Source organism: Acinetobacter pragensis (assembly GCF_001605895.1).
GTDB lineage: Bacteria > Pseudomonadota > Gammaproteobacteria > Pseudomonadales > Moraxellaceae > Acinetobacter > Acinetobacter pragensis.
Genome location: NZ_LUAW01000012.1, coordinates 55,516 through 78,584, shown reverse-complemented (window position 1 = coordinate 78,584; position 23,069 = coordinate 55,516). Strand labels below are relative to the sequence as shown.

Below are 23,069 nucleotides of genomic sequence, written 5' to 3'. Positions count from 1 at the left end.
TCAGTCTAGCATGAAGCTGAATTGAAAGAAAAAGTGCAGGCTGTATCCACCGAGTCAACGCTGTTCATTCAGCCTTTGACCAGACCGCCATCCACAATTAAATTTTGTCCTGTGACTGCGCGTGAATACGGGGACAAAAACATCATGATGGCGGAAGCGAATTCCTCCGGTGTCGTAACGCGGCGCAGCGGCGTAGACGCGGCGATTAAATCAAATACTGCATCCGGAGTCGCTTTGCTGGCATCCGTGGTCTGCAGCAGGCCGCCTGACAGCATATTGATGTTGATGCCGTATGGCCCAAGGTCATGCGCGGCGGTACGGGTAAAGGCCAGTAATGCCGCTTTGGCCGCCGTGTAGTCATGATACGGAACGACAGGATTCTGCACTAAATTTGTCCCAATATTGACGATGCGCCCAAAGCCCGCCTGTTTCATATCGCCTAGCGCAGCCTGTGTGGTATTGATGGCGGCCAGTACTGCGCCGTCAAACTGCTGCAGCATGGTTTCAGCGGTTAAATCTTCGATTTTAGGGCGGGCATCGCCATTAAATTCAAAACTGATCAGGGCATTATTGACTACCGAGGTTATCGCTGTTCCAAAATGCGCTTTAGCGGCTGCAAATAATTGGATCACCTGTGCTTTGTCCGTGACATCGGCTTGGCAGGCAAAGACCTGCTGAGGATGCTGTAGCGCTAACTGTTCAGCTTGCGCTTTGCTGGCATAATAATTCACCACCACCTTTGCGCCTTCTGCAATGAGCGCTTGAGTAATGGCCAAGCCTAAACCGCGTGCGCCGCCTGTGACTAAGACAATCTGATCACGAATTTGCATATTTTCAGCCTGATAAGGTATTTGTTTTGAAACCTTAGCAAGCATTTAAAACAAATGCCAAAAATAAATTTTAAGCACAGTCCGATGCGGCTTTTTTGCAAGGCGATGGGCTTTTCAGGTGACTCAAAAAACGGGGAAGGAGAAAGCTGTATTAGACACTTAGACATAAAAAATGCCGTAATTAATTACGGCATTTTTTGAAATTTAGAAGAATCAGCCTTTGATCATGTTCTCTAGCGTTTCCAAACGCTCCATTTTTTCCAGCATTTGATCATCAATTTCTGCAAGGCGCTGTGAGGCTTTCGAAGCGGCATCTGCATCGCTGACAAACCATGAACCATCCGCCAGTTTTTCTGACAGCTGGGCCTGCTCTTTTTCCAGCGCTTCAATTTCTGCGGGCAGCTGATCCAGAGTCCGCTGATCTTTATAGCTGAGTTTTACCTTTTTGGCCTGTGCCGGCGCTTGCGCCGCTTCTGCTTTAGCAAGGGCTTTTTTTACATCGCTTTTTTGGTCGACTGCAGTTTGATCCGGACGCTGTTCCAGATAGTCTTGGTAGCCGCCGATGTATTCATCAATATTGCCTTTGCCGTCAAAGACCCAAGTCGATGTCACAACGTTGTCCATAAATGCGCGGTCATGTGAAATCAGCAGCAAAGTGCCTTTGTATCCGCCCAGCATTTCCTCAAGCAGCTCTAGCGTCACCATATCCAAGTCATTGGTTGGCTCATCCATAACAATGAGGTTTGAAGGTTTCAGCAATAATTTAGCCAGCAAAATACGGTTGCGTTCACCGCCGGATAAAGCTTTTACCGGGGTACGCGCGCGTTCAGGAGAGAATAGGAAATCTTGCAGATAGCTGTAGATGTGACGGCGGCCGCCATTTACATCGACAAAATCCGAGCCTTCCGAAACGTTATCTTTCACTGATTTTTCAAGGTCAAGCGCATTGCGCAGCTGGTCAAAATAAGCCACTTCAAGCTGTGTACCGGTTTTTACCGTTCCGCCATGCTCAAGTTCTCCCAGAATGGCTTTAATCAGGGTGGTTTTACCGACACCATTGTCGCCGACGAGGCCAATACGGTCGCCGCGTAAAACCAAAGCGGAAAAGCCTTTGATAATTGGGGGATTATCGCCGAATTTCACACTCAGGTTGTCAATCTCAAAGACGACTTTGCCGGAACGGTTGGCATCTTGCGTCGCCATGCTGACTTTGCCTTGCTGTGAACGGCGCGCACGGGATTCTTCACGCAATTCTTTGAGCGCGCGGACACGGCCTTCGTTGCGGGTACGGCGGGCTTTGATGCCTTGGCGAATCCAGACTTCTTCCTCGGCTAAGCGTTTATCAAACAGCGCATTCTGCTTTTCTTCCGCTTCCATTTGTTGCGCTTTGAGCTCTAGGTAACGTGAATAGTTGCCTTCATAGCTGCGCAATGTGCCGCGGTCAAGTTCAACAATACGTGTGGCAATGCTGTCGACAAATGAACGGTCATGCGAAATAAACAAGAGGGTTAAATTGTTCTGATCCAGCAGGAATTTTTCCAGCCATTCAATACTTTCAACGTCCAAATGGTTGGTTGGTTCGTCAAGAAGCAAGACATCCGGCTGGGTAAGCAGCGCGCGCGCCAAAAGCACACGGCGCTTACGGCCGCCTGATAAATCGGCCAGATCCGCATCCGGGTCTAAGCCCATTTTGCTGAGGATCGAATTCACTTTGGTTTCTAAAGCCCAGCCATCCAGCTGATCTAATTTATGCTGCAGCTCACCCATGCGGTCGCATGCGTCCATATCGCCCAGCACGCAAGCGTCACTGGCTTCGTGATAGGCTCTAAGCACTTCGGCAGCTTCGCCGGCACCATCTGCAACAATGTCTGCGACTTTGCCTGAATCCATCGGCACATCCTGCGCCAGCATGGCGATCGTGATGCCGTTTTGCAGCGATACTTCGCCTGAATCGGGCAATAAGCTTCCCTCAATCAGTTTAAGTAAAGTAGACTTACCTTCACCATTACGGCCGATCAAACACACCCGTTCGCCGCGTTCTAAGCTAAAACTCGCGCCGTCGAGCAGGGCAGGTCCACCAAACGCAAGTTGGACATCCCTTAAAGTAATATAGGCCATAATGTTTCCTGAAAAATCTCAAATGAGGACTTGAAGTGTCTAAACAACAGAATATCGATAATCAAGCGCCATTGTCCGCACCCATTGAAGATTTGCAAGTCCGAATTGCATTTTTAGATGATTTAGTTGATCAGCTGAATGATCAGGTTGCGCGCCAGAGTGTTGAAATTGCTGATTTAAAGGCGCAAATGCAGCTCATTTACCAGCGTATCGAATCTGCGGATTTATCTGAAGGCATAGCCGCGTTTGATCCGATGACCAACCGCCCGCCGCATTATTAATGCTGAACAGCGTGCAAGGCTATATATGGCGCAGGCGCAATAGGGGAAAAATGCTTTTTAGTCATTGACCTTTCAAGGCGATAACGCTGTAATGCACAGCAATTGCATATTCGCCAAACAGTTTACCCTTTATGACCGCTAAAGCCGTACTGCTCGATCTTGAAAACAATATGCCGCCTGCGCAGCTGTTCAGAGATATTGTTGAACATTATCCTGTGCTTTATCTATTTAATTGCCAAGGGAAATTTGAATATTCTCTCGAAGATTTAACTGAATTTTCAAGCTGGATCAGCAGCGGTCAAATCGTCATTCTGGACATACCTGAAACAGCGCAAAAAGAATTCGAGTACGCGGTGGTAGTGGGGCAGCTGATGGCGTTGCTGGAAGATGGGACGCATGTCGACGTGATTTCTGCGATGTCCAGCAGTCAAATGCTGCTGGACATGATGCAAGGTTCGAATATACGCTGCAGCCTGATTCAAATACAGCCTGAGCAGGACACTGCATTTGAGCGTCCGAAATATAAAATTCCCAGCTTAGAAAAAATTAAAGCCACACCCTATCTGCAAATGGTCAAAAAGTATTGCGACGCCATGGCCAAAGCGGCAGGAAAACCGAATACGCTGGCATCATTAAAGAATTCTGTGGCGAATATTCTGCAGCTGCTGCCCGACCATGCGCAGCAGGTGGTCGGCATGCTGATTAATCTGAAAATTGTCAAACGCGATGATGATCAGGTGAATTTCCGTAAAAAAGTGCTGAAACAATGGGCGCAGCTGAATTTAGAGCATGATGCCGCACCAGCTGCGCACAATATACAGGATGCATTGACGCTTCTGGATTTGCCGCAGCCAAGCTCTGAACATACCGCAGTTTCCGCACATAATCCGCAGCAGGGCTTATATGCCAATTTTCAGAAAATTGATCCTGTACAGCTGGAAGTGATTAAGAAACTGCATGAATTAAAACAGGAAAAGCCCAAAGATATTTATGAGCTGCGGGATTTGCTTGAACAGTTATTCCCCAAGTCAGACATTCGCCTGCTGCTGAAAGAGTTGATTGATAAAGGTTATATTTATTGGAATGGTCACGAAGTGCTGTACAGCCACGAGATGTTCTTGAATTAATTTTTATCGCCACAACTTGCCTTTTATATTGAGCTTATGCAACTCTAATAAAGGAACATTAAGGTTGTACTATGGAAAATACTGGAATTTGGGTAGCAGTCTTCATTATCATTTTTGTTTTGGGCTCTATTTTAGGACTTCGTGTCAGCCCAAGAGAAAAGGCGTTAGGCATCATGCGCGATAATGCGCGAAAGATGGGATTGCATCCGCGCTTAGTGGTTGCGCCGGACTGGACAAAAATTCCAATGGCTTCTGAAAAGCGCGCCAGCATGGTGGCGTATTACAGCATTTTGCTTCCAGAAGCCCGCTTGCCGTTGATGCGAGCGCGTGTGGCAGATCAAAAATTGCAGCTTGTGCATGGTGATGACAAGTTCAAAGATTTGCCGATTGCATTAAAGGGCATTTATGCTATTGATATGCAGGCAAACTGTGTAGGACTCTATTGGGACGAAGAATCCGATTTGAGAGCCACTCAGTTGGATGATATCAAAGCCTATTTGAATTCTTTGGCTGAACTTTAATTTTAGACCCATTAAAAAACAGGATTAACGGTTAATTATGGCGAACGCTCCTCGGTCCACATCCAAAAGCGCGGCAGCAAAATCTGATGCTGGGAAAAAACGTGCCTTAGTGATTGTGGAGTCGCCTGCAAAAGCGAAAACAATCAATAAATACCTTGGTTCTGACTACATTGTAAAATCGTCCGTGGGTCACGTCCGTGACTTGCCTACAGGCGGTTCCAGTAAAACTGCAGAAAAGAAACCAGCAACCCGCACCAAATTGACCGATGAGCAGAAGGCTGAAAAAGCCCAATCAGCGTTGGTCAACCGCATGGGGGTTGATCCCGAGCATGACTGGAAGGCCAAATATGAGGTTCTTCCTGGCAAAGAAAACGTCGTATCAGAACTGAAAAAGCTTGCTTCGCAGGTTGACGAGGTCTATCTCGCAACGGATATGGACAGGGAAGGGGAAGCCATCGCTTGGCACTTGAAAGAAGTGATCGGCGGTGATGATTCCCGCTACCAGCGCGTGGTGTTTAACGAAATTACCAAAAATGCGATTCAGGAAGCGTTCAAGCATCCGTCGCGCTTAGATACCAATAAAGTCAATGCGCAGCAGGCGCGCCGGTTCTTGGACCGCGTAGTCGGCTTCATGATTTCGCCTTTACTGTGGGAAAAAATTGCCCGCGGCCTATCGGCTGGCCGTGTGCAGTCGGTTGCGGTGAAGCTGGTCGTTGAGCGTGAGCGTGAAATCCGCGCGTTTATTCCCGAAGAATACTGGCAAGTCTTTGCCGATACTAAATCGGCTAAAGATGATATCCGCTTAGAAGCTGTCAAACAGGGCGGTAAAGCGCTTAAATTGCGCAATAAGGCGGAAACCGATGCGTTATTGAATTTAATCAAAGACGCCGCTTATACCGTATCTGCACGCGAAGATAAACCGACCAAGGTCAATCCGAGCGCGCCGTATATCACCTCGACCCTGCAGCAGGCGGCCAGCACACGTTTAGGTTATTCTGTAAAGAAAACCATGATGCTGGCGCAGCGCCTGTATGAAGCCGGTTTCATCACGTATATGCGTACCGACTCAACTTTCTTGAGTGATGATGCTGTAACGATGGTGCGCCATCACATTGAAACTGAATTTGGCGCGAAGTACCTGCCGGCAAAACCAAACCGCTATGGCAATAAAGCGGGTGCGCAAGAAGCCCACGAAGCGATCCGTCCGTCAAATGTGGCTTTAAAAGGCGACAGTCTGGTCGGTGTCGAGCGTGATGCACAGCGCCTTTATGACTTGATTTGGCGCCAATTCGTTGCGTGTCAAATGACGCCGGCTGAATATTTGTCATCTACCATTTTAGTCAATGCGAACGGCGTGGAACTCAAAGCCAAAGGACGTACTTTGGTTTTTGACGGATTCACCAAAGTCCGTGGCCAAAATAAGTCAGATGATGATGTATTGCTGCCGGCAGTGAAAGTTGGCGAAGTGCTGAAGCTTGAAAAGCTCGATCCTTCGCAGCACTTCACCAAGCCGCCAGCGCGTTTTACCGAAGCCTCATTGGTAAAAGAGCTTGAGAAAAAAGGCATCGGCCGTCCTTCGACGTATGCTGCCATTATTTCGACCATTCAAGACCGCGGTTATGTGAAGCTGGAAAACCGCCGCTTATATGCGGAGAAAATGGGTGAAATTGTCACTGACCGTCTTGATGAAAGCTTCAATAACCTGATGAACTACGACTTTACCGCAGACCTTGAAGGCCAGCTGGATAAAGTCGCAGAAGGTGAGCGCAATTGGAAAGACTTGCTGAACAGCTTCTACGGCGATTTCAAGAAGCGCTTGACCAATGCGCAGGGTGAGAGCGGCATGCGCCGCAATCTGCCGGTTGAAGTGGCGGATGTGCACTGTAAAGAATGCGACCGTCCGATGCAGATCCGTACAGGGACAACAGGTGTGTTCTTGGGCTGCTCAGGTTACAACCTGCCGCCGAAAGAGCGCTGTAAAGGCACACTGAACTTAACCCCAGTCGAGTCTTTGGCTGCATTTTCAGATGATGATGCTGCCGAAACAGCTGACCTGATGTCAAAAAAACGCTGTCCAATTTGCGGTACAGCAATGGACAGCTATGTGATTGACGGCGGGCGGAAGCTGCATATCTGCGGCAATAATCCGGACTGCAGCGGCTTCGAAGTGGAAGAAGGCGAGTTTAAAATCAAGGGGTATGACGGCCCGACTATTCCTTGCGATAAGTGTGATGGCGAAATGCAGCTGAAGACTGGCCGCTTTGGTCCTTACTTTGCCTGCACCAGCTGTGAAAATACCCGTAAAGTCCTGAAGAATGGCCAGCCTGCGCCGCCGCGTGTAGACCCGATTAAAATGGAACATTTGCGTTCAACCAAGCATGATGATTTCTTCGTGCTGCGTGACGGCGCTGCCGGTTTATTCCTGGCTGCCAGCAAATTTCCGAAAATCCGTGAAACCCGTGCCCCGAAAGTGGCTGAACTGCGTTCTGTGGCGGATCAGCTGGATCCAAAATATCAGTTTATTTTGCAGGCGCCGGATACAGACCCTGATGGCAACCCATCTTTAGTGAAATTCAGCCGTAAAAACCAAGCGCAATATATTGGTTCTGAAAATGCGGAAGGCAAGCAGACTAAATGGTCGATGGTTTACCAAGATGGCAAATGGGTAGAAGCCTAGCTGTTAAAATGTAAAAAATGAAGATAAAAATGCTGGCGGATGCCGGCATTTTTTATAAGATGGCAAATACTTATCCCATTTTATGCAGTCTTTTATGGTTCCGGTCCGTTCAATTATCGTCTCAGCCGTTTTATTCTCAGAAATTGACGGGCAATTAAAAATTTTATTAATGAAGCGTGTTAAAGGCCAGTTTTGGAGCCATATTGCAGGAAAAATTGAAAACAATGAAACGGCCAGCCAAGCGATTGTCCGTAAAATTTGTGAAGAAACGGGGATTCAGGTTCAGCAGCTGTACAGTGCGGATTATTTAGAGCAGTTTTATGAAGCCAGCGCCAATGTTATTGAATTGATCCCTGTGTTTACGGCGTATTGCGATAAGAATCAAACAGTGATTTTAAATGACGAACATGCAGAATATGATTGGTTCAGTTTGGATGAAGCGGTTGAAAAGGCGGAATTTGGCGGTCAGCGTTTGCTTTACCAGTATCTTTGGGAAAATTTTGTAAATCGGCAGCCCTCTGCATTATTGAAAATAAATACTTATTAAATAAATAGATCCGAGTTTCAGCTATGTGGAAAAAAATTAGAATTCTGTGCCTGCTGGTTATTTTGCTGATTGTCGCAGTCAATGCATGGAAAGATAAAAATCAGGATTGGAGCAAGCCGGTTTTTGTGCTGCTGCATCCCATCAATGCCGACGGTTTAGCGACAACACAGCGCTATATTCAGCAGCTTTCGGTGCAGGATTTGCAAGGCGCGCAGGCATATTTGCAAGATTATGCCCAGCAGTACCGCGGCCAGCCGACGTATTTTTATTTCACGATTGGACGGGAGCTGAAAGTCTTGCCGCCGAAGGTACCTGACCATGCGCAATTGTGGGATGTCATGCTGTGGAGCCTGAAATTCCGCTATTATGCATGGAAGCAGCATCAAAAAGCGGATGGCGCTCCAAGCCTGACTCTGTTTTTAAACTATTATGATCCTGCGAAAACCCGTGAACTCAAGCATTCCACTGCGCTGGAAAATGGCAGGATTGGCTCGGTAAATTTATTCGCATCTAAAAAGCAGGCGGCGCAGAATAAAATTGTGCTGGTGCATGAGCTGCTGCATGCCTTTGGTGCAAGCGATAAGTATGATTTGGCTACAGGACAGCCGGTATATCCGGCTGGCTATGCTTTCCCAGATCAGAAACCGTTATTTCCGCAAGCCAAAGCTGAGCTGATGGCAGGGCATATTCCAGTCTCCCAAACTCAAAGCAAGATGCCGGAGAGTTTGGAGCAAACATTAATCAATGCGCAGACGGCAAAAGAAGTGGGCTGGCTAAAATAAAGCCGCTGAGGATAACTTGAAACTTATCCACAGTTCAGCCTGTGAAAGTGCATAACTTTTGCACTTTAGCTTAGTGTCTGTTCGTGTTAAAACTAATTTATCCCTATGCTAGACTTGAGAATAAGTATGAAAACTGTAGGAAATGATTTAGTGCGCAGCCAGCTGCATCAAAACCGCAAGTGGTACATCGGCTTGGGTATTTTGCTGATCATCTTCGGCATTATTTTATTGGCTTCATTACCCTTTGCGACCTTGTCTGCCGTATTTATTTTCGGTGTGCTGATGATGGTGGGCGGCGTATTGCACTTTATTGCGGCGTTTAAAATTTTTGAGGGCGGATTCCGCTGGCTCTGGGCATTATTTGGCGTGCTGTATTTGGCGGCAGGCTATTATGCATTTAACACGCCTGTTAAAACAGCCATTGTGCTGACCAATCTTTTAGCCATTGTATTGATTATTGCTGGCGTCATCCGCATTTTTAATGCGGTATTATTCCGCGCGTTGCCAGGCTGGGGCTGGACCCTGTTTTCAGGGCTGCTGACGCTGGTGACCGGCATTATTATTTTAAAATCGCCCGATGCGCCATTTTGGGTGCTGGGTCTGTTCTTGGCCATCGATATTCTGTTCCAAGGCATCAACTATCTGACGTTTGCATCTTATATTAAGCATGAAGTGCCAAAAAGTTCAGCAGACTGATTTTCCGGCATAAATAAAAAAGCGCCGAAGCATTTGCTGCGGCGCTTTTTTATTTTAAGGCTTGACGCTATAACGGCTGCTGACGGCAATCCGGTTCCATGCATTAATCACGATTGCCAGCCACTCAATTGCGCTGATTTGCGCATCGGTAAGAAAGGGCAGCGCGTCTTCGTAAACAGCATCAGGCACTTGATCCTCTGCAATTAAGGTGATGGCTTCGACTAAGGAAAGCGCTGCGCGTTCAGCTTCATCGTAGTATTCAGTTTCACGCCAGGCATTCAGCAAAGCAATGCGTTCGGCTGTTTCACCTGTTTTTAGGGCATCTTGCGTGTGCATGCGGATGCAAAAGGCGCAGGCGTTAATTTGCGAAGCGCGCAGTTTCAGCAAATGCGCAAAACCTTCGCTGATATTCGCTTCCTGAATTTTCTGCATGGCAAGCGCATCCAGCTCGGCAACTTTTTTGTATAGATCGGGAGCGGACTGGCCTAAATTGATTCGAGACATGGGCTTTCTTCTGGCAATAAATTTTATTTAGTCTAAAGGAAAAACACAGCAAAACATGCTTAACTTTGTTGAGCCTCTTAAAAAAATTCAGCATGAAAACATTTGTCCTTGCCCCTGATTCATTTAAAGAAAGCCTGACTGCTGAACAGGCCTGCTCTGCCATGCAGCGCGGCATTCTGAAAGCCATTCCGGATGCGCGGTGCATTTGGGTTCCTATGGCCGATGGCGGTGAAGGCACAGTGGATGCATTGATTGCGGCCCTCGCTGGGCAGCGGGTGAACTGTGAAGTGACCGGGCCTTTGCCGCATCAGCGCATTAAGACCTATTGGGGTTTGATTGATGGCGGCAAAACAGCCGTGATTGAAATGGCAAAAGCCAATGGCATTCATCTGCTGGAAAGTTCAGCGCGCAATCCGCTATTGACGTCGACCTTCGGTACTGGCGAAATGATTCAGGCCGCCTTGGATTTAGGCGTGAGTAAAATCATCTTAGGCATCGGCGGCAGTGTGACCAATGATGCCGGCGCAGGGATGGCGAAAGCTTTGGGCGCACAATTTTTGGATAAAAATGATCAAGCAGTGCCAGTCAGCGGCGGTCAATTGAATCGGATTCACAAGATTGATTTGAGCCGCCTGGATCCGCGCTTAAATACGGTTGAGATCGTCATTGCATCGGATGTGAATAATCCGCTCTGCGGCGAGAATGGCGCATCGGCGGTTTTTGGCCCGCAAAAAGGTGCAACGCGTGAAATGGTGAAGATTTTAGATCAGAATTTAAATCATTTTGCAGATCTTGCAGAAAAAGCGATTGGCCAGACATTCCAATATATTGCTGGGGCGGGCGCTGCCGGCGGTTTAGGTTTTGGTCTTATGGCGTTTGCAGGTGCGAAAATTCAATCTGGCGTTGAGCTGGTCATTGAGCAAACACAGCTGGCAGAGAAAATTGCGCAGGCGGATTATGTGCTGACGGGTGAAGGGAAAATTGATTTTCAAACTAAGTTTGGCAAAACGCCGTTTGGCGTGGCGCAGGTTGCGAAAGGTTTAAATAAGCCTGTGATTGCTTTTGCCGGATTGGAGGGAGAGGGTATCGAGGGGCTGTATGATTTAGGCTTTAGCCAAATCATCGGGATAAACCCACCTGATTGTACTTTGCAGGATGCGCTGAAAAATGCAGAAGGGAATTTACAGAAAGCTTGTGAGAATATAGCTAAATTATTGAAATGATGTTTATTGAGATCAAATATGAAAAAAATAATCTTTCTAGCTGCGCTGTTGGGTATGCAAAGTTTTGGCTTTGCTTTGGCGGATGTCACTCATGATGTCAAAGATAATTTAAAACAAGGACATAAAATTTCTTTTCGATTTAAAGAAAATTCAATTCAAACGGCTGCAAATCTTATTCAGCATGAAAAAGGGATTAAAATCATAATTGATAAAAATGTAGATACTAAAATGAGCTTTCCCATCAATTTAAGAGATCAAGATTTTTTAACCTATCTTGATGTTACCACTCAGAGATTGGGGCTGAGGTATGAAGTTTTAGATACTAAAACCATCAGGGTGTATCAATAATATTTTGTGCGTATTGAAAAATAAGTATGAACCTATTGGGCTATGACATCTGTCTGTCGAATCGGCTTATGCAAAATGAAATGAACCATGCATGTTTAAGTGCAGGCATTTTTACTTTTCAGGGATCAGATGCACGGCTTCGCAAGCTTACAAAAACTCTGTGTTGAATTGAATATCACTATATCCAACTCAGCGGACGGCATCCCTGCCATCCAGCACATGAATTGGAATTCAGCCAAATTTTCTTACAGTCATTGCCTTTTTGCTCAGATTTGAGCGGTGTTTTGTTCATCAAGTTTTCTGTTATCAGCTCTGTTAAACTAGCCACCTCCCCAGCACGATGAGACACCATGAGTTTAGCCAGCCTGATTGATGAATTAAATCCTCAACAACGACAAGCCGCCATTACAGAAACCCAGCATAGTCTGGTCTTGGCCGGCGCGGGCTGCGGCAAAACCAAAACCATCGTGGCGCGGGCGGCTTATTTAATTGATCAAGGTGTACCTGCCAATCAAATCCAAATTTTAACCTTTACCCGCCGTGCTGCCAGCGAAATTGTGGCGCGGGTGGAATTGGCTTTAGGCGATCAGGCCAAAGGCCTGCGTGCTTCGACGTTCCATACATTCTGCATGTACCTGCTGCGCCGTATTCCGAATGCGTTTGGACTGGATCAGTTTTCGATCATTGACCGTGATGATCAGATGATGCTGTTCCGCCTGATCCGCGGCAAAGATGACAAGAAAAATCCGAATCAGCTGCCGAAACCGAAAGAGCTCTGTGACCTGTATTCTTTCGCGCGCAATACCCGTCAAAAGCTCAGTTTGGCTTTGGAAAAACAGCTGCCTGAATTTTTGGACATGAAAGATGAAATTGCGGAGATCATGAAAGAATATGAAAACCGCAAACGTGCGCGCAGCTTCTTGGACTATGACGATATTTTAGCGGTGGTGGCATCCGCTTTAGCGCAATCTGAAGGCTTGGTCGATTATGTATCATCGATTTGCCAGCACATGCTGGTGGACGAAATGCAGGACACCAACCCCTTGCAGTGGGCGCTGCTCGAGCCTTTAAAAGACAAAGTGCATTTGTTCTGTGTGGGGGATGATGCACAATCAATCTACGGTTTCCGCGGTGCAGACTTTGAAAATATCCATCATTTTAAAGAGCGGGTTCCGAATGCGCAGATCTTTAAATTGGAAAAAAACTACCGTTCGACGCAGGAAATTTTAGACCTGTCGAACTGGCTGCTGGATCAAAGCCCAATTAAATATGATAAGCATTTAGAGGCTTACCGCGGTGACGGTATCAAGCCCAAAATGCATATTTTTCCGAATGAATTTGATGAAGCCAAATGGATTGCGGTGGATATTAAAGAGCGGCATTACCTTGAAGGCGCTAAATGGAAAGATCACATGGTGCTGGTGCGCTCCAGCTTTGCTGCCCGTCATATTGAAGCCGCCTGTATAGCCGGCAATGTGCCGTACCGTTTTATTGGCGGTATGAAGCTGCTGGAAACTGCGCATGTGAAAGATCTGCTCAGCCTGCTGCGTGTGGTGGCGAATCCGCTGGATGATATTGCCTGGATGCGCTTTTTGACATTGTGGAATGGCGTGGGTGATGTCGGCGCGAGCAAGCTGTCGCATCAGCTGCTGCTGGAACCTGAAATGGAGGCCATTGGCCAGAAGCTGGAAAAATTCGGAAAAGTGCCGGATCAGGCCATTTTGATGATGAAGCAGATGATGGTGATCCGCCATGAAGTCAAAGAATGCGTCAGCCTGGCGATTCAAGCCATAGAAGAACAGCTGGCTGAAAACTATAAAAAAGATTGGCACCGCCGCCAAGGCGATTTTGAACTGGTGAAGCAGCTGGCATCCAAACATGGGCAGCTGGGTGAATTTCTAGAAGAATACGTGCTGGATCCGGTGTCTATCAGCGAAATTGAGCGCCAGTCTGAAGACGATGTGGTGACTTTGATAACCATCCATTCCGCCAAGGGAATTGAGCAGAAGGTTTGCTACGTGGCGAATGTTTCCGCAGGGCAGTATCCGCATGCGCGCGCGCAGGGCAACTTCGATGATGTGGAGGAGGAGCGCCGCGTGCTGTATGTGGCGTTGACCCGTGCGCAAAACGAATTGATTTTAACCAAGCAGAATTTAAACATGTGGGCGCGCGATACGGTAGATGAGCTGGGCCGTACCGTGAAAAGCTATTTCCTGAATGATTTAACCCGAAATTTATGCACCTCAGAAACGCATTACAGGCAGCGAGAACAAACCGTGAAAAGCGCTTTAATTGAACGCAAGTCGATTAATTTAGATTTTGGCATCGATCTCGATTAAAATGATGCATTGACGTGATATTTTGCACGCAAGTTCAAAAAGCAAAAAATAGGCAAATGCTTTTTGATGATGTTGCCTATTTGGAAAAACGAATGAATATTTTAGTACGTAACTTAGAGCGCTCAATTACAGAGGCTGAGCTGGCGGAGTTATTCAAGCCATTCGGCAAGGTGGAATCTGCTGCTGTGGTAATGGATAAGGACACAGGCAAGTCTAAAGGTTTCGGCTTTGTGGAAATGCCGAATGGCCGAGAAGCGATCAAAGCGATTAAGGGCTTGAATACGCTAAAAGTGAAAGGCATGGGCATCCGTGTAAAAGCCGCGGAAGACAAGCCAAGCGCGTAAATTTAAAAAGGAGCAGGCAATGCTCCTTTTTATTTACCGGAAAATTCAATACGCCGGCCAAAAGCTTGAAAAGCGGTTTAATCCTTTTATGGTGAATGTGGATATGAAGCGCCGTCATTTTGCTTTATCTATTGTCGCTCCGAATGGCAGCCGTATTGCACACGGCATTAAAACTCTGGAAGTCCGATCATGGACTCCTGAGCAGCTGCCGTTAAAAGATGTCATCATTGTCGAAAATCAGCACTATTTGAATCATGACGGTGATGAAGAGCAAGGAATGGCTGTGGCGGTCGCAGATATTCTTGCAGCGCATCCGGGCGGTAAGGATGAGTTTGAGGCCGCTTGCGCAACCTATTGGGCTGRGGGCTATTTTGCGTGGGGTGCTGGACAATGCCGGCCAATTGACCCGCCAATAGCCGTGCCCGCAAGGCGTAAAATCTATTTAATTGAAATCGATCATCCATAATATTTATTGTGAATTGCTGATTATTGCGATTAAGCTACATAGCAGACTAAAAGCCAAAATTTAGGAAATTGAATCATGTCCCGCGTTGCCCGTTTTCATGCTGACCGCACCAACCAAAAACTGTATTTTGCCCGCCTTGCTTGCCAGCAGGCTGAGCAGGTAGACCATGTTCAGCAAGCGCAGGCATTGCGTGAATCGGCTGTCTTTCATTTGCAGGGGGCAGTTTTGGCGTTTTTACAGGAACTGGTGCGCTATTACCGCCTGAATGATGCTGCCCCAACGCTTAAGTCCATTGAAGAAAATATGGCGGCGAAAGGTCAGGTTTCACCTGAAGTCATGGTCATGCAGCAGCTGGCGCAGCGCGGTTTTATTGCTGAATTGAAACGCGCTTACCGCATGTGCCAGTATGCGCCGGAACCTGCTGCGCCAGAGCCGGAAGATGAAACATCTTCGAATCTCATCATTAAAGTGACGCAAACACCGCAAGCGTGGCTGCCGGATACTGAAATTCTGCGCGAATGGCATCGTGATCTGACGCAGCTGATTGACGGTTTTCGCAACGAGATGGTTGAATTTTAATCTGATGTCCGGCGCTTGAATTTAAGCAATCGATCCCGATATATAATAGTCTAAGCAATGCAAAGCGCTTGTGCCTTTGCCACCATGTTGCACATGGAGGAACTATGTCTATAGAACAATTGAAAGAATTATTTGGAAATCAGGAAGCGGTTTTGGAACTGGTTCAGCTCGAAGGCGGTGAATTGGCATTGCGTAATGCTGGGTCTGAAAAAGAGCCTTTGGTCACTATTCAATTTAATGAAGAAGTGAAGGCATTATTGGGGGAGGAAACTCCTGTGGTTGCACAGCATATGATTCAAGCAGCCTTATTTAGCCTGCTGGAAAAACAAGTCAATGAATGGCAAGCTGAAGTCGTGGATGAAAAACCGCAGTTCATGAGTTAGAAATTCAATAAAAACGCGTCATCGGGCGCGTTTTTTACTATATGCCATAAAGAAATCGCAGCTTTAGCCGCCGCTGATTTGCGAAGGGGAAATAAACATAGCCCCTAAAAAAACAATCAAAATACCAATCAGCTGCAAGAAAAATGGATTCTTCGCATCTTGCCAGTACAAAACTAAAAACACGATGGATATTGGAGAAAACAGCAAACAGCCCAATCCCCATAAAATGCTGTTTTTAAAGGCAGTAATTAAAAAACCAATGGCGCCGATCAAAATAACGGCAAACCCCACATAGATAATGAACATTTTTTCTCTCTTGAGCGCACTGAATATGCTGTTTTTTTATTTATTGTATTAAATTATAGAATAAATTCAATATTTTGAGCTTTAAGTGATTGAATTCAGGCAGCGTGAATGGGCAGGCTGCCAGCCAATCTCAGATAAAAAATAAGGCTGATGCCAAACAGCACAGCCTTATTGATAGCGCACATTGATAGATTAATGCGTCGGCGCTTCATGATGCGCAATCTGAATTTGATTCAAAATATGATTGCTCATATTCTTCGCCATTTCTTCTTTAGCAAAATAAACTTCGCCGATATTGTCACGGCGAATCACTTCAGCTTCTTCCTTGCTTTCCGCGCACACCAAAACTTGAATTTTGGGATTGAGCGTTTTGGCAATGTCCACAATTTTATGGATATCCAGAATATCCATTGGAGACAGCACCAGCAAGCGGGCATGCTGTATATGCGCCTGAATGAGCACACTCGGTTCAGTTGCCATGCCGCACACGGCGGCAATGCCTTTTTCACGTAGATTTTCCACAATCTCACGGTTTTCTTCTGCAATGACCACTTTAATGCTTTTATCCATCAGGCTGCGGGTAATGCGCCGGCCGACCTCACCATGACCGACAATCACCACCTGATCGCGCAGATAATCCTGTGAGACTTCATCTGGAAGCATGGCCAGGGGATCACCGCTCCGCTCCAGCAAACGGGCCAAATTCGAGCGCTCACGAATCCATTTTTGAATAGGCTCCACGGCTGAAAAGACAAAAGAATTGAGCGTGATAGAGATGAGTGCGCCTGCCAGAATCAAGTTTTGCCCTTCAATGGACAGCAAATTCAGCGAAACGCCCAGCGCGGCTAAAATAAAGGAGAATTCGCCAATTTGCGCCAAGCTTGCGCCGACGGTCAGCGCTGTATTGACTGGATAGCGGAAAAACAGCACCAAGGCCATGGCTGCGATGGTTTTGCCGATCATGATGATGGCGACCACGGCGAGAACATGCAGCGGCTGTTCAATCAAAATGCGGGGATCAAACAGCATGCCGACAGAGACAAAGAACAGAATGGCAAAAATTTCACGCAACGGCAGGGTTTCTTCTTCTGCGCGATGGCTGAAGTCAGACTCTTTAACGACCATGCCGGCAAAAAATGCGCCTAAGGCCATGGATACGCCGAAAAATTTATATGCGCCAAAAGCAATAGAGACAGCAGCCGCGACCACAGTGAGGGTGAACAATTCCCGAGAGCCTAAGCGCGCGACAATTTGCATAATCATGGGTACGAGGCGTTTGCCGATAATCAGCATAAAGGCAATAAAGCCTGCGACTTTCAGCAGTGTCGTGCCGAGTGTCAGCCAAATATTTTCATTGTTGGCCGAGCCTTCCAGTGCCTGCCCGCCTAAAAGCACGGCAGTGGCCGGCAGTAAGACTAGGGCTAAAACCATGACCAAATCTTCGACCAGCAGCCAGCCGACGGCAATTTTACCGTTGACTGAATTCAATAGCCCTCGGTCACCTAAAGCTTTGAGTAAAACTACGGTGCTGGCGCACGACAAGCTTAGACCGAAGATCAGCGCTGAGCCGAAACTCCAGCCCCACATCATCGACACGCCAATTCCCAGCAAGCTGGCGACTGCAATCTGCAGGATTGCGCCGGGCAGGGCAATGCGCCGCACCTGCATTAAATCATTCAGGGAGAAATGCATGCCGACACCAAACATCAGAAACATGACGCCCAGTTCAGCCAGCTGGTTGGCAAGATGGATATCCGCCACAATGCCGGGCGTATTCGGGCTGATGATGATCCCGGCGACTAAATAGCCAATAAGGGGAGGTAAGCGTAAACGGGCAGCTACATAGCCAAAAACTAGAGCCAAGCCGAAGCCGACGGCAAGTAATATTATAAGTTCTACATCATGGGGCACTAAAAACTCCTTAAGCCAAAGTTAAGGGTAATAAAAATAAGCATAAAAAATGCCAAAATCTTGAGAAAGTGTAGCAAGCAGAGCAAAAAAAATGCAAAAAAAAACGGCCTGAGTAGACCGTTTTTTTCAAAAAACTAAAATTATTTGATTTTAGCTTCTTTGAAGATTACGTGTTGACGGATTTTTGGATCAAATTTTTTGATTTCCATTTTTTCCGGCATAGTACGTTTGTTCTTAGTTGTGGTATAGAAATAACCTGTACCAGCAGTAGAAACTAGGCGAATTTTATCACGCATGGTTCAGACTCCTTAGATCTTTTGACCTTGAGCACGAAGGTCAGCAACAACCTTTTCAATGCCCAATTTGTCGATAATACGCATACCTTTTGTAGTTAGGCGAAGACGTACGAAACGTTTTTCGCTTTCTAACCAGAAACGGTGGTGGTGCAGGTTCGGCTCGAACCGGCGTTTAGTTTTGTTGTTGGCGTGTGAGACGTTGTTACCAACGACTGGACGCTTGCCGGTAACTTGGCAAACCTTAGACATGGTGTAACTCCATTGATTTAGCCAACAGCAAACCTGTATGGCCAGTCAAAATAAACGGATGAATTCATTCAAGGGGCGTTTTATATCAAAAATACGCTTAAAAGACAAGCGATTTAATCTAAAACGAAGCATCAATAAGTGTGATCGCTCATGCCTTGATCATTTAACGAAGAAGAGTCTTTGAAATCAGCTTATGAATCGGCTTATTGAACGGCGGCAGAATGAATCTCAAGCTGTACAGCTTTGGATTCGACATGACTGAACGTTCATGCGATAAACTGAAGAAACCTTCGGGACCATGATATTTCCCCATCCCGGATGCTCCGACACCGCCAAACGGCAGATCGTCCTGTGCAACGTGGGTGAGTACAGTATTTTGTCCAAAATGCCCTGAATGGGTACGCTGTGCGACATAATCTGCACGCGCCTGATCAAAGTCGAAATAGTATAAAGCAAGTGGACGCGGACGGCTATTAATAAACTCAATAACATCGTCAATTTGATCATATTCCATGATGGGCAGGATCGGACCAAAGATTTCATGCTGCATAATCTGCATTTCTGGACGGACGCCGGTCAGCAGTGTTGGCGCAATTTTACGTACAGATGCCATATCTTCATGCTGAGGATTAATTTCGATGATTTGCGCGCCCTGTTCGCGGGCATCATCTAAATAGCCTTGCAGGCGGTTGTATTGCTTATCATTAATAATAGAGGTGTAGTCTTGATTGTCAGCAAAGCGTGGATACATGCTCTCAGCGCATTCCTTGAAGCGGTCAATAAATTCTGCTGTTTTTCCGCGCGGCAGGAACAGATAGTCTGGCGCGACACAGGTTTGACCTGCGTTCCAGAGCTTGCCGACCGCCAAACGCTCTGCGACATCCTGCAGGTCTATAGAAGGGTGCACTAGCGCAGGAGATTTTCCGCCCAGCTCTAAAATAACCGGCACCAGATTTTCAGAGGCTGCCGCCATGACGGTTTTGCCGACATTGGTAGAGCCTGTAAAAATCATTTTATCAAAAGCCAAATGGCTGAATGCGTCAGAAATTGCGCCGCCGCCATTGACCACGGCCACCAGTTCCTGAGGGAAAGCCTCAGCTAAGGCTTTTTCCAGCACAGCGCCAAATGCGGCAGATGCGCTGGAAATTTTAATCATGGCGTGATTTCCGGCGGCCAATGCGCAAATCAGCGGCCCAATGGACAGTAGCAGCGGATAATTCCAAGGGGTAATAATGCCGACGACTCCAAGCGGCTGGTATTGCACCCAGGCTTTTGCCGGCTGGTGAATAATGCCGACATGGCGCTTGGACGGCTTCATCCATCCGGTTAAATGCTTGCTATAATATTTAATGTGTTCTAAACAGGTCAGCAGTTCACCAATTTTGGTTTCACTGATGGAACGATTGCCGTAATCTTGATTAATTGCTTCGGCAAATTGATCTTGGTACTTAACTAAGATACGCTTAAGTCGCGCTAAACGGTCAATGCGCTCTTTTGCAGTTGGCAAAGGGTAGCGCAAGTAAGCGTGTTTTTGCTGTTCCAGCATTTCATTCAAGTGCTGAATTTCAAAAGTATGAGGTGTCATCGAATTTGTTTTTGTTTGACTATTCATGCCGCGCTGCCATTGTTGAATAAGCGATTAAATAATTTTTAGAGTATTTACTCTAAATAGTCAAGTTACTTTATGTGTTAATCATTTATCACATTAAAATCATGGTTATTTTAGGATGTCCCAGACAAAGACGCTGAAAACAAAAGAACGCATTTTGCAGCTCAGCCTCCAGCTGTTCAATGAGCGCGGAGAGCGTTCTGTTACAACCAATCATATTGCAGCTGAATTGGGGATGAGCCCTGGGAATCTGTATTATCATTTTAGAAATAAGAACGAAATTATTAAAGAGCTGATGGAGCAGTACCAAAAGGAAACTTTGGAAATGCTTGCGCTGCCGGATGACCGCCAGCTGGATGCCAATGATAAAATCCGTTATTTCCAAGTCCTGAGTAGCCAGCTTTGGGCATACCGTTTCTTGCACCGTGATGTTTATCATTTAGTTGAAAATAATATCGATTTCCGCAAAATGTATCCGCGTTTTGCAGGGCAGGTGATGCAGCAGGGGCAAAAAATCTATAAAGCCTTTGTCAGCGCAGGCTTAATGGAAATGACCAATTCTGAAATTGAAGCCTTGACGATCAACTTATGGATTGTGCTGACCAACTGGACGAACTTCCTGTATATGTCCGGCCATATTACTGACTCTAACCATTTGGAAGAGAAATGGGTTTGGCAGGCGCTGCGTCAAATGGTGTTTTTGGAAGGGGCTTATCTGCGGGGTGAAAGCCGCCAGACCTATGAGCACTTGCTGGAAACGATGGGAGAGTCAGAGCTGTTTGCCAGCCTGTCGTCACATAAAATTGCCGACAGCGAAAGCGAATAAGCAGCGATTTGCTGATCCCTTGATGGAAATAAAAAACTGCGCTTGCAACAAGGGCAGTTTTTTTATGCGCTATACCAGCAGGGAGCACCCTTTCAATACCGCGGGTTTCCTGCAGATAAATTCAGCGGCAAATAAATTGCGGCGGGGGAAGCTGAATGAATGTTTTTCAGCTCCTATTTAGTCTAAGGGGAAAACGCGCTAGAATGCTCGGCTTACTTTTTTAATTACTTAAATTTAGCGATACACATCAAAATGAATATGTCGACTGCAAATACTGCACGCTTGCTGATTACCTGCGAAGATAAGCCAGGTATTGTGCAAGCTGTATCGAGCTTTTTGTATCATCATGGAGCAAATATTACCGCACTTGATCAATACGCGACTGAAGCTCAGGGCGGGCGCTATTTCATGCGTGTTGAATTTGAATTAGACAGTCTGCAAAGCCGTAAAGATAATCTGCTGCAGACTTTCGAAAATAATGTGGCAGCCCGTTACGGCATGCACTGGCGTTTAGCTTTGGTCAGTGATGTGAAAAAAATCGGTATTTTGGTGTCTAAAGTTGACCATGCGCTGCTTGAGCTTTTATGGCGCCATTCGCGCGGCGGCCTGCCTTGTGAAATTACCAAAGTGGTTTCCAATCATGAAACATTGCGTGAAGCGGTAGAAAACTTTGGCATTCCATTTGAGGTGGTGCCGGTAACCAAAGAAAATAAACGCGAAGCCTATGCGCAAATTGATGACATGATGCAAGGCAATGATTTGCTGGTTTTGGCCCGCTATATGCAAATTCTGGATGAAGAATTTGTACAGAAATGGGAAATGAAAATCATCAATATTCACCATTCATTCCTGCCGGCATTTGTCGGGGCCAATCCTTACAAGCAAGCCTATGAAAAAGGCGTGAAATTGATCGGCGCTACAGCGCACTATGTAACTGCAGATTTGGACCAAGGTCCGATTATTGAGCAGGATGTTGAGCGTGTAAACCATGACTTTACCGTAGAACAGCTGCGTGAACTGGGTCAGGACGTGGAGCGCAATGTATTGGCGCGCGCTGTGAAATGGCATCTGGAAGACCGCATTATTGTTGATGGCAATAAAACGGTCGTGTTCCAATAATATTTTGAATTTTCACCAGATAAAGGCATACTTAAAGTATGCCTTTTTTTATTTCGCAATCAGCATTTAAAAAAGCCATAAAAATAGCCAAATTAATAGTTGCAAATGAAAACACTTCTCATTTATCATTATGCCACTTTATTGCGTTAAACGATGAGCTTGATTGCAAATCGGAATAAACACCGCAACTGCTTCTTCAAGGTAACTGATTTTAATGAGTCAATCTTCTGCTCCCATGATGCCAGCCCCAAGCCCAATGAAAAAGAAAGTGATCACTGCTTTGGCCGCGGTCGTTATTGGTCATATGGGTGTGTTGTGGGCTGTCGGCCATATGAAGACACCAGAGCTCAAACCAATTGAAAAAGACCCGATTCAAGTCCGTTTCGTAAAATTGGAAGAAGCGCCTAAGCCGCTGCCTCCGAAACCGAAGCCGCCGGAACCGAAGAAAGAGCCGCCAAAACCAAAAGAAGTTAAAATTGTGGACAAGCCTTTGCCGCCACCGCCGAAAAAAGTGGAAAAAGTGCAGCAGGTGAAAAAGGCCGATGCGCCAAAACCGGTAGAAAAGCCGGCTGAAGCGGCTAAACCAAGCCCGGTGGTATCCGCAACGATATCTGAGACCAAACGCCCAGCGCCAGAACCTGCGCCTGTGGTGAAATCTGAGCCGCCAGCTCAGCCGGCGCCTACAGCACCGCCAGCGCCAAAAAGTGTACAGCTGGGCGGCGGTGTATCTTGGCTGAAAGCGCCAAGCGTGCGTTTTTCACCGGGTGAGCTGAAGTCTTCCTGTTCAATGGTGGTTGCGATCTCTGCCAATGAAAATGGTAAAGTGATTGCGGTAAATGCAAAGAATTCCAGCTGCGGCGCAGCAGTAGACCGCAAAGTGACGGCTGCTGTAAAGCGCGGACAGTTGACTAAATATATTGAAAATGGTGTGGCGTATCCAACAAAAGTGGAACAGCCATTCGATTTTCAGCTTAAATAACCGGCTAAC

At 46.6% G+C, this 23,069-nt stretch carries 25 protein-coding genes; 17 read left to right on the top strand and 8 right to left on the bottom strand.

The features are described 5' to 3' along the window. Positions 1–68: 68 nt before the first annotated feature. Entirely contained in the window at positions 69–830 is a 762-nt protein-coding gene (locus AZH43_RS03930; RefSeq protein WP_067666966.1) for a 3-oxoacyl-ACP reductase, read from the bottom strand. A gap of 213 nt (positions 831–1,043) precedes the next feature. Beyond that, positions 1,044–2,948, bottom strand: coding sequence for an ATP-binding cassette domain-containing protein (locus tag AZH43_RS03925; protein WP_067666812.1), 1,905 nt, complete (start codon positions 2,946–2,948; stop codon positions 1,044–1,046). 35 nt (positions 2,949–2,983) lie between these two features. Between AZH43_RS03925 and AZH43_RS03920 the strand changes: the two genes are divergently transcribed. The 7 genes from AZH43_RS03920 (at position 2,984) to AZH43_RS03890 (ending at position 9,579) form a co-directional block, all read left to right on the top strand. Next, complete coding sequence (locus tag AZH43_RS03920) at positions 2,984–3,229, top strand: SlyX family protein (protein WP_067666810.1); 246 nt, start codon at positions 2,984–2,986, stop codon at positions 3,227–3,229. A 131-nt stretch (positions 3,230–3,360) separates the two neighbouring features. After that, positions 3,361–4,356 carry a hypothetical protein gene (locus AZH43_RS03915; RefSeq protein WP_067666808.1) on the top strand — a complete coding sequence of 332 codons (996 nt, stop codon included), beginning with the start codon at positions 3,361–3,363 and terminating at the stop codon, positions 4,354–4,356. 71 nt (positions 4,357–4,427) lie between these two features. Then, positions 4,428–4,877 (top strand): ammonium transporter, encoded by a 450-nt coding sequence (locus AZH43_RS03910; RefSeq protein ID WP_067666806.1) that lies wholly within the window; start codon positions 4,428–4,430, stop codon positions 4,875–4,877. A gap of 37 nt (positions 4,878–4,914) precedes the next feature. Continuing rightward, complete coding sequence (topA, locus tag AZH43_RS03905; protein WP_067666804.1) at positions 4,915–7,554, top strand: type I DNA topoisomerase; 2,640 nt, start codon at positions 4,915–4,917, stop codon at positions 7,552–7,554. 94 nt (positions 7,555–7,648) lie between these two features. Beyond that, positions 7,649–8,101, top strand: a complete 453-nt coding sequence (locus AZH43_RS03900) for an NUDIX hydrolase (RefSeq protein ID WP_067666802.1) — start codon at positions 7,649–7,651, stop codon at positions 8,099–8,101. A 23-nt stretch (positions 8,102–8,124) separates the two neighbouring features. Then, positions 8,125–8,883 (top strand): hypothetical protein, encoded by a 759-nt coding sequence (locus AZH43_RS03895; protein WP_067666800.1) that lies wholly within the window; start codon positions 8,125–8,127, stop codon positions 8,881–8,883. A 126-nt stretch (positions 8,884–9,009) separates the two neighbouring features. Next, positions 9,010–9,579 (top strand): HdeD family acid-resistance protein, encoded by a 570-nt coding sequence (locus AZH43_RS03890; protein WP_067666798.1) that lies wholly within the window; start codon positions 9,010–9,012, stop codon positions 9,577–9,579. A 54-nt stretch (positions 9,580–9,633) separates the two neighbouring features. Here AZH43_RS03890 and AZH43_RS03885 read toward each other — a convergent pair whose 3' ends face one another. Beyond that, complete coding sequence (locus AZH43_RS03885; RefSeq protein ID WP_067666796.1) at positions 9,634–10,083, bottom strand: carboxymuconolactone decarboxylase family protein; 450 nt, start codon at positions 10,081–10,083, stop codon at positions 9,634–9,636. Positions 10,084–10,175: 92 nt separating this feature from the next. On the opposite strand from AZH43_RS03885, the gene AZH43_RS03880 reads away from it, so the two are divergent. From AZH43_RS03880 to AZH43_RS03850, 7 genes are all read left to right on the top strand, one after another. Further along, the gene (locus tag AZH43_RS03880) at positions 10,176–11,306 is read left to right on the top strand and encodes a glycerate kinase family protein (RefSeq protein WP_067666964.1); all 1,131 of its coding nucleotides are present in this window, start codon (positions 10,176–10,178) and stop codon (positions 11,304–11,306) included. An 18-nt stretch (positions 11,307–11,324) separates the two neighbouring features. Then, positions 11,325–11,654 (top strand): hypothetical protein, encoded by a 330-nt coding sequence (locus AZH43_RS03875; protein ID WP_067666795.1) that lies wholly within the window; start codon positions 11,325–11,327, stop codon positions 11,652–11,654. Between the two features lie 350 nt (positions 11,655–12,004). After that, a complete protein-coding gene (locus tag AZH43_RS03870; protein ID WP_067666793.1) occupies positions 12,005–13,993 on the top strand; it encodes an ATP-dependent helicase in 1,989 nt (662 codons plus the stop codon). Positions 13,994–14,085: 92 nt separating this feature from the next. Beyond that, complete coding sequence (locus tag AZH43_RS03865; RefSeq protein ID WP_067666962.1) at positions 14,086–14,337, top strand: RNA recognition motif domain-containing protein; 252 nt, start codon at positions 14,086–14,088, stop codon at positions 14,335–14,337. 103 nt (positions 14,338–14,440) lie between these two features. After that, entirely contained in the window at positions 14,441–14,803 is a 363-nt protein-coding gene (locus tag AZH43_RS03860) for an ASCH domain-containing protein (protein WP_067666960.1), read from the top strand. 75 nt (positions 14,804–14,878) lie between these two features. Next, positions 14,879–15,382: a DUF6586 family protein gene (locus AZH43_RS03855; RefSeq protein WP_067666791.1), complete on the top strand. Its 504-nt coding sequence runs from the start codon at positions 14,879–14,881 to the stop codon at positions 15,380–15,382. A gap of 104 nt (positions 15,383–15,486) precedes the next feature. Continuing rightward, positions 15,487–15,765: a hypothetical protein gene (locus AZH43_RS03850; RefSeq protein ID WP_067666789.1), complete on the top strand. Its 279-nt coding sequence runs from the start codon at positions 15,487–15,489 to the stop codon at positions 15,763–15,765. A gap of 63 nt (positions 15,766–15,828) precedes the next feature. Here the strand turns inward: AZH43_RS03850 and AZH43_RS03845 are convergent, their stop codons facing one another. The 5 genes from AZH43_RS03845 to AZH43_RS03825 form a co-directional block, all read right to left on the bottom strand. Then, complete coding sequence (locus AZH43_RS03845; protein ID WP_067666787.1) at positions 15,829–16,071, bottom strand: hypothetical protein; 243 nt, start codon at positions 16,069–16,071, stop codon at positions 15,829–15,831. Between the two features lie 192 nt (positions 16,072–16,263). Then, a complete protein-coding gene (locus tag AZH43_RS03840) occupies positions 16,264–17,982 on the bottom strand; it encodes a cation:proton antiporter (RefSeq protein WP_067666785.1) in 1,719 nt (572 codons plus the stop codon). A 140-nt stretch (positions 17,983–18,122) separates the two neighbouring features. Beyond that, positions 18,123–18,278, bottom strand: a complete 156-nt coding sequence (rpmG, locus tag AZH43_RS03835; RefSeq protein ID WP_003654787.1) for a 50S ribosomal protein L33 — start codon at positions 18,276–18,278, stop codon at positions 18,123–18,125. A 12-nt stretch (positions 18,279–18,290) separates the two neighbouring features. Beyond that, positions 18,291–18,527 (bottom strand): 50S ribosomal protein L28, encoded by a 237-nt coding sequence (gene rpmB, locus AZH43_RS03830; protein ID WP_000048256.1) that lies wholly within the window; start codon positions 18,525–18,527, stop codon positions 18,291–18,293. Positions 18,528–18,690: 163 nt separating this feature from the next. Then, entirely contained in the window at positions 18,691–20,139 is a 1,449-nt protein-coding gene (locus tag AZH43_RS03825; protein WP_067666783.1) for a coniferyl aldehyde dehydrogenase, read from the bottom strand. 115 nt (positions 20,140–20,254) lie between these two features. On the opposite strand from AZH43_RS03825, the gene AZH43_RS03820 reads away from it, so the two are divergent. The 3 genes from AZH43_RS03820 (at position 20,255) to AZH43_RS03810 (ending at position 23,060) form a co-directional block, all read left to right on the top strand. After that, positions 20,255–20,962: a TetR/AcrR family transcriptional regulator gene (locus AZH43_RS03820; RefSeq protein ID WP_067666781.1), complete on the top strand. Its 708-nt coding sequence runs from the start codon at positions 20,255–20,257 to the stop codon at positions 20,960–20,962. Positions 20,963–21,214: 252 nt separating this feature from the next. Beyond that, positions 21,215–22,081 (top strand): formyltetrahydrofolate deformylase, encoded by an 867-nt coding sequence (gene purU, locus AZH43_RS03815; RefSeq protein WP_067666779.1) that lies wholly within the window; start codon positions 21,215–21,217, stop codon positions 22,079–22,081. Between the two features lie 214 nt (positions 22,082–22,295). Further along, entirely contained in the window at positions 22,296–23,060 is a 765-nt protein-coding gene (locus AZH43_RS03810; protein WP_067666777.1) for an energy transducer TonB, read from the top strand. Positions 23,061–23,069 lie beyond the last annotated feature (9 nt).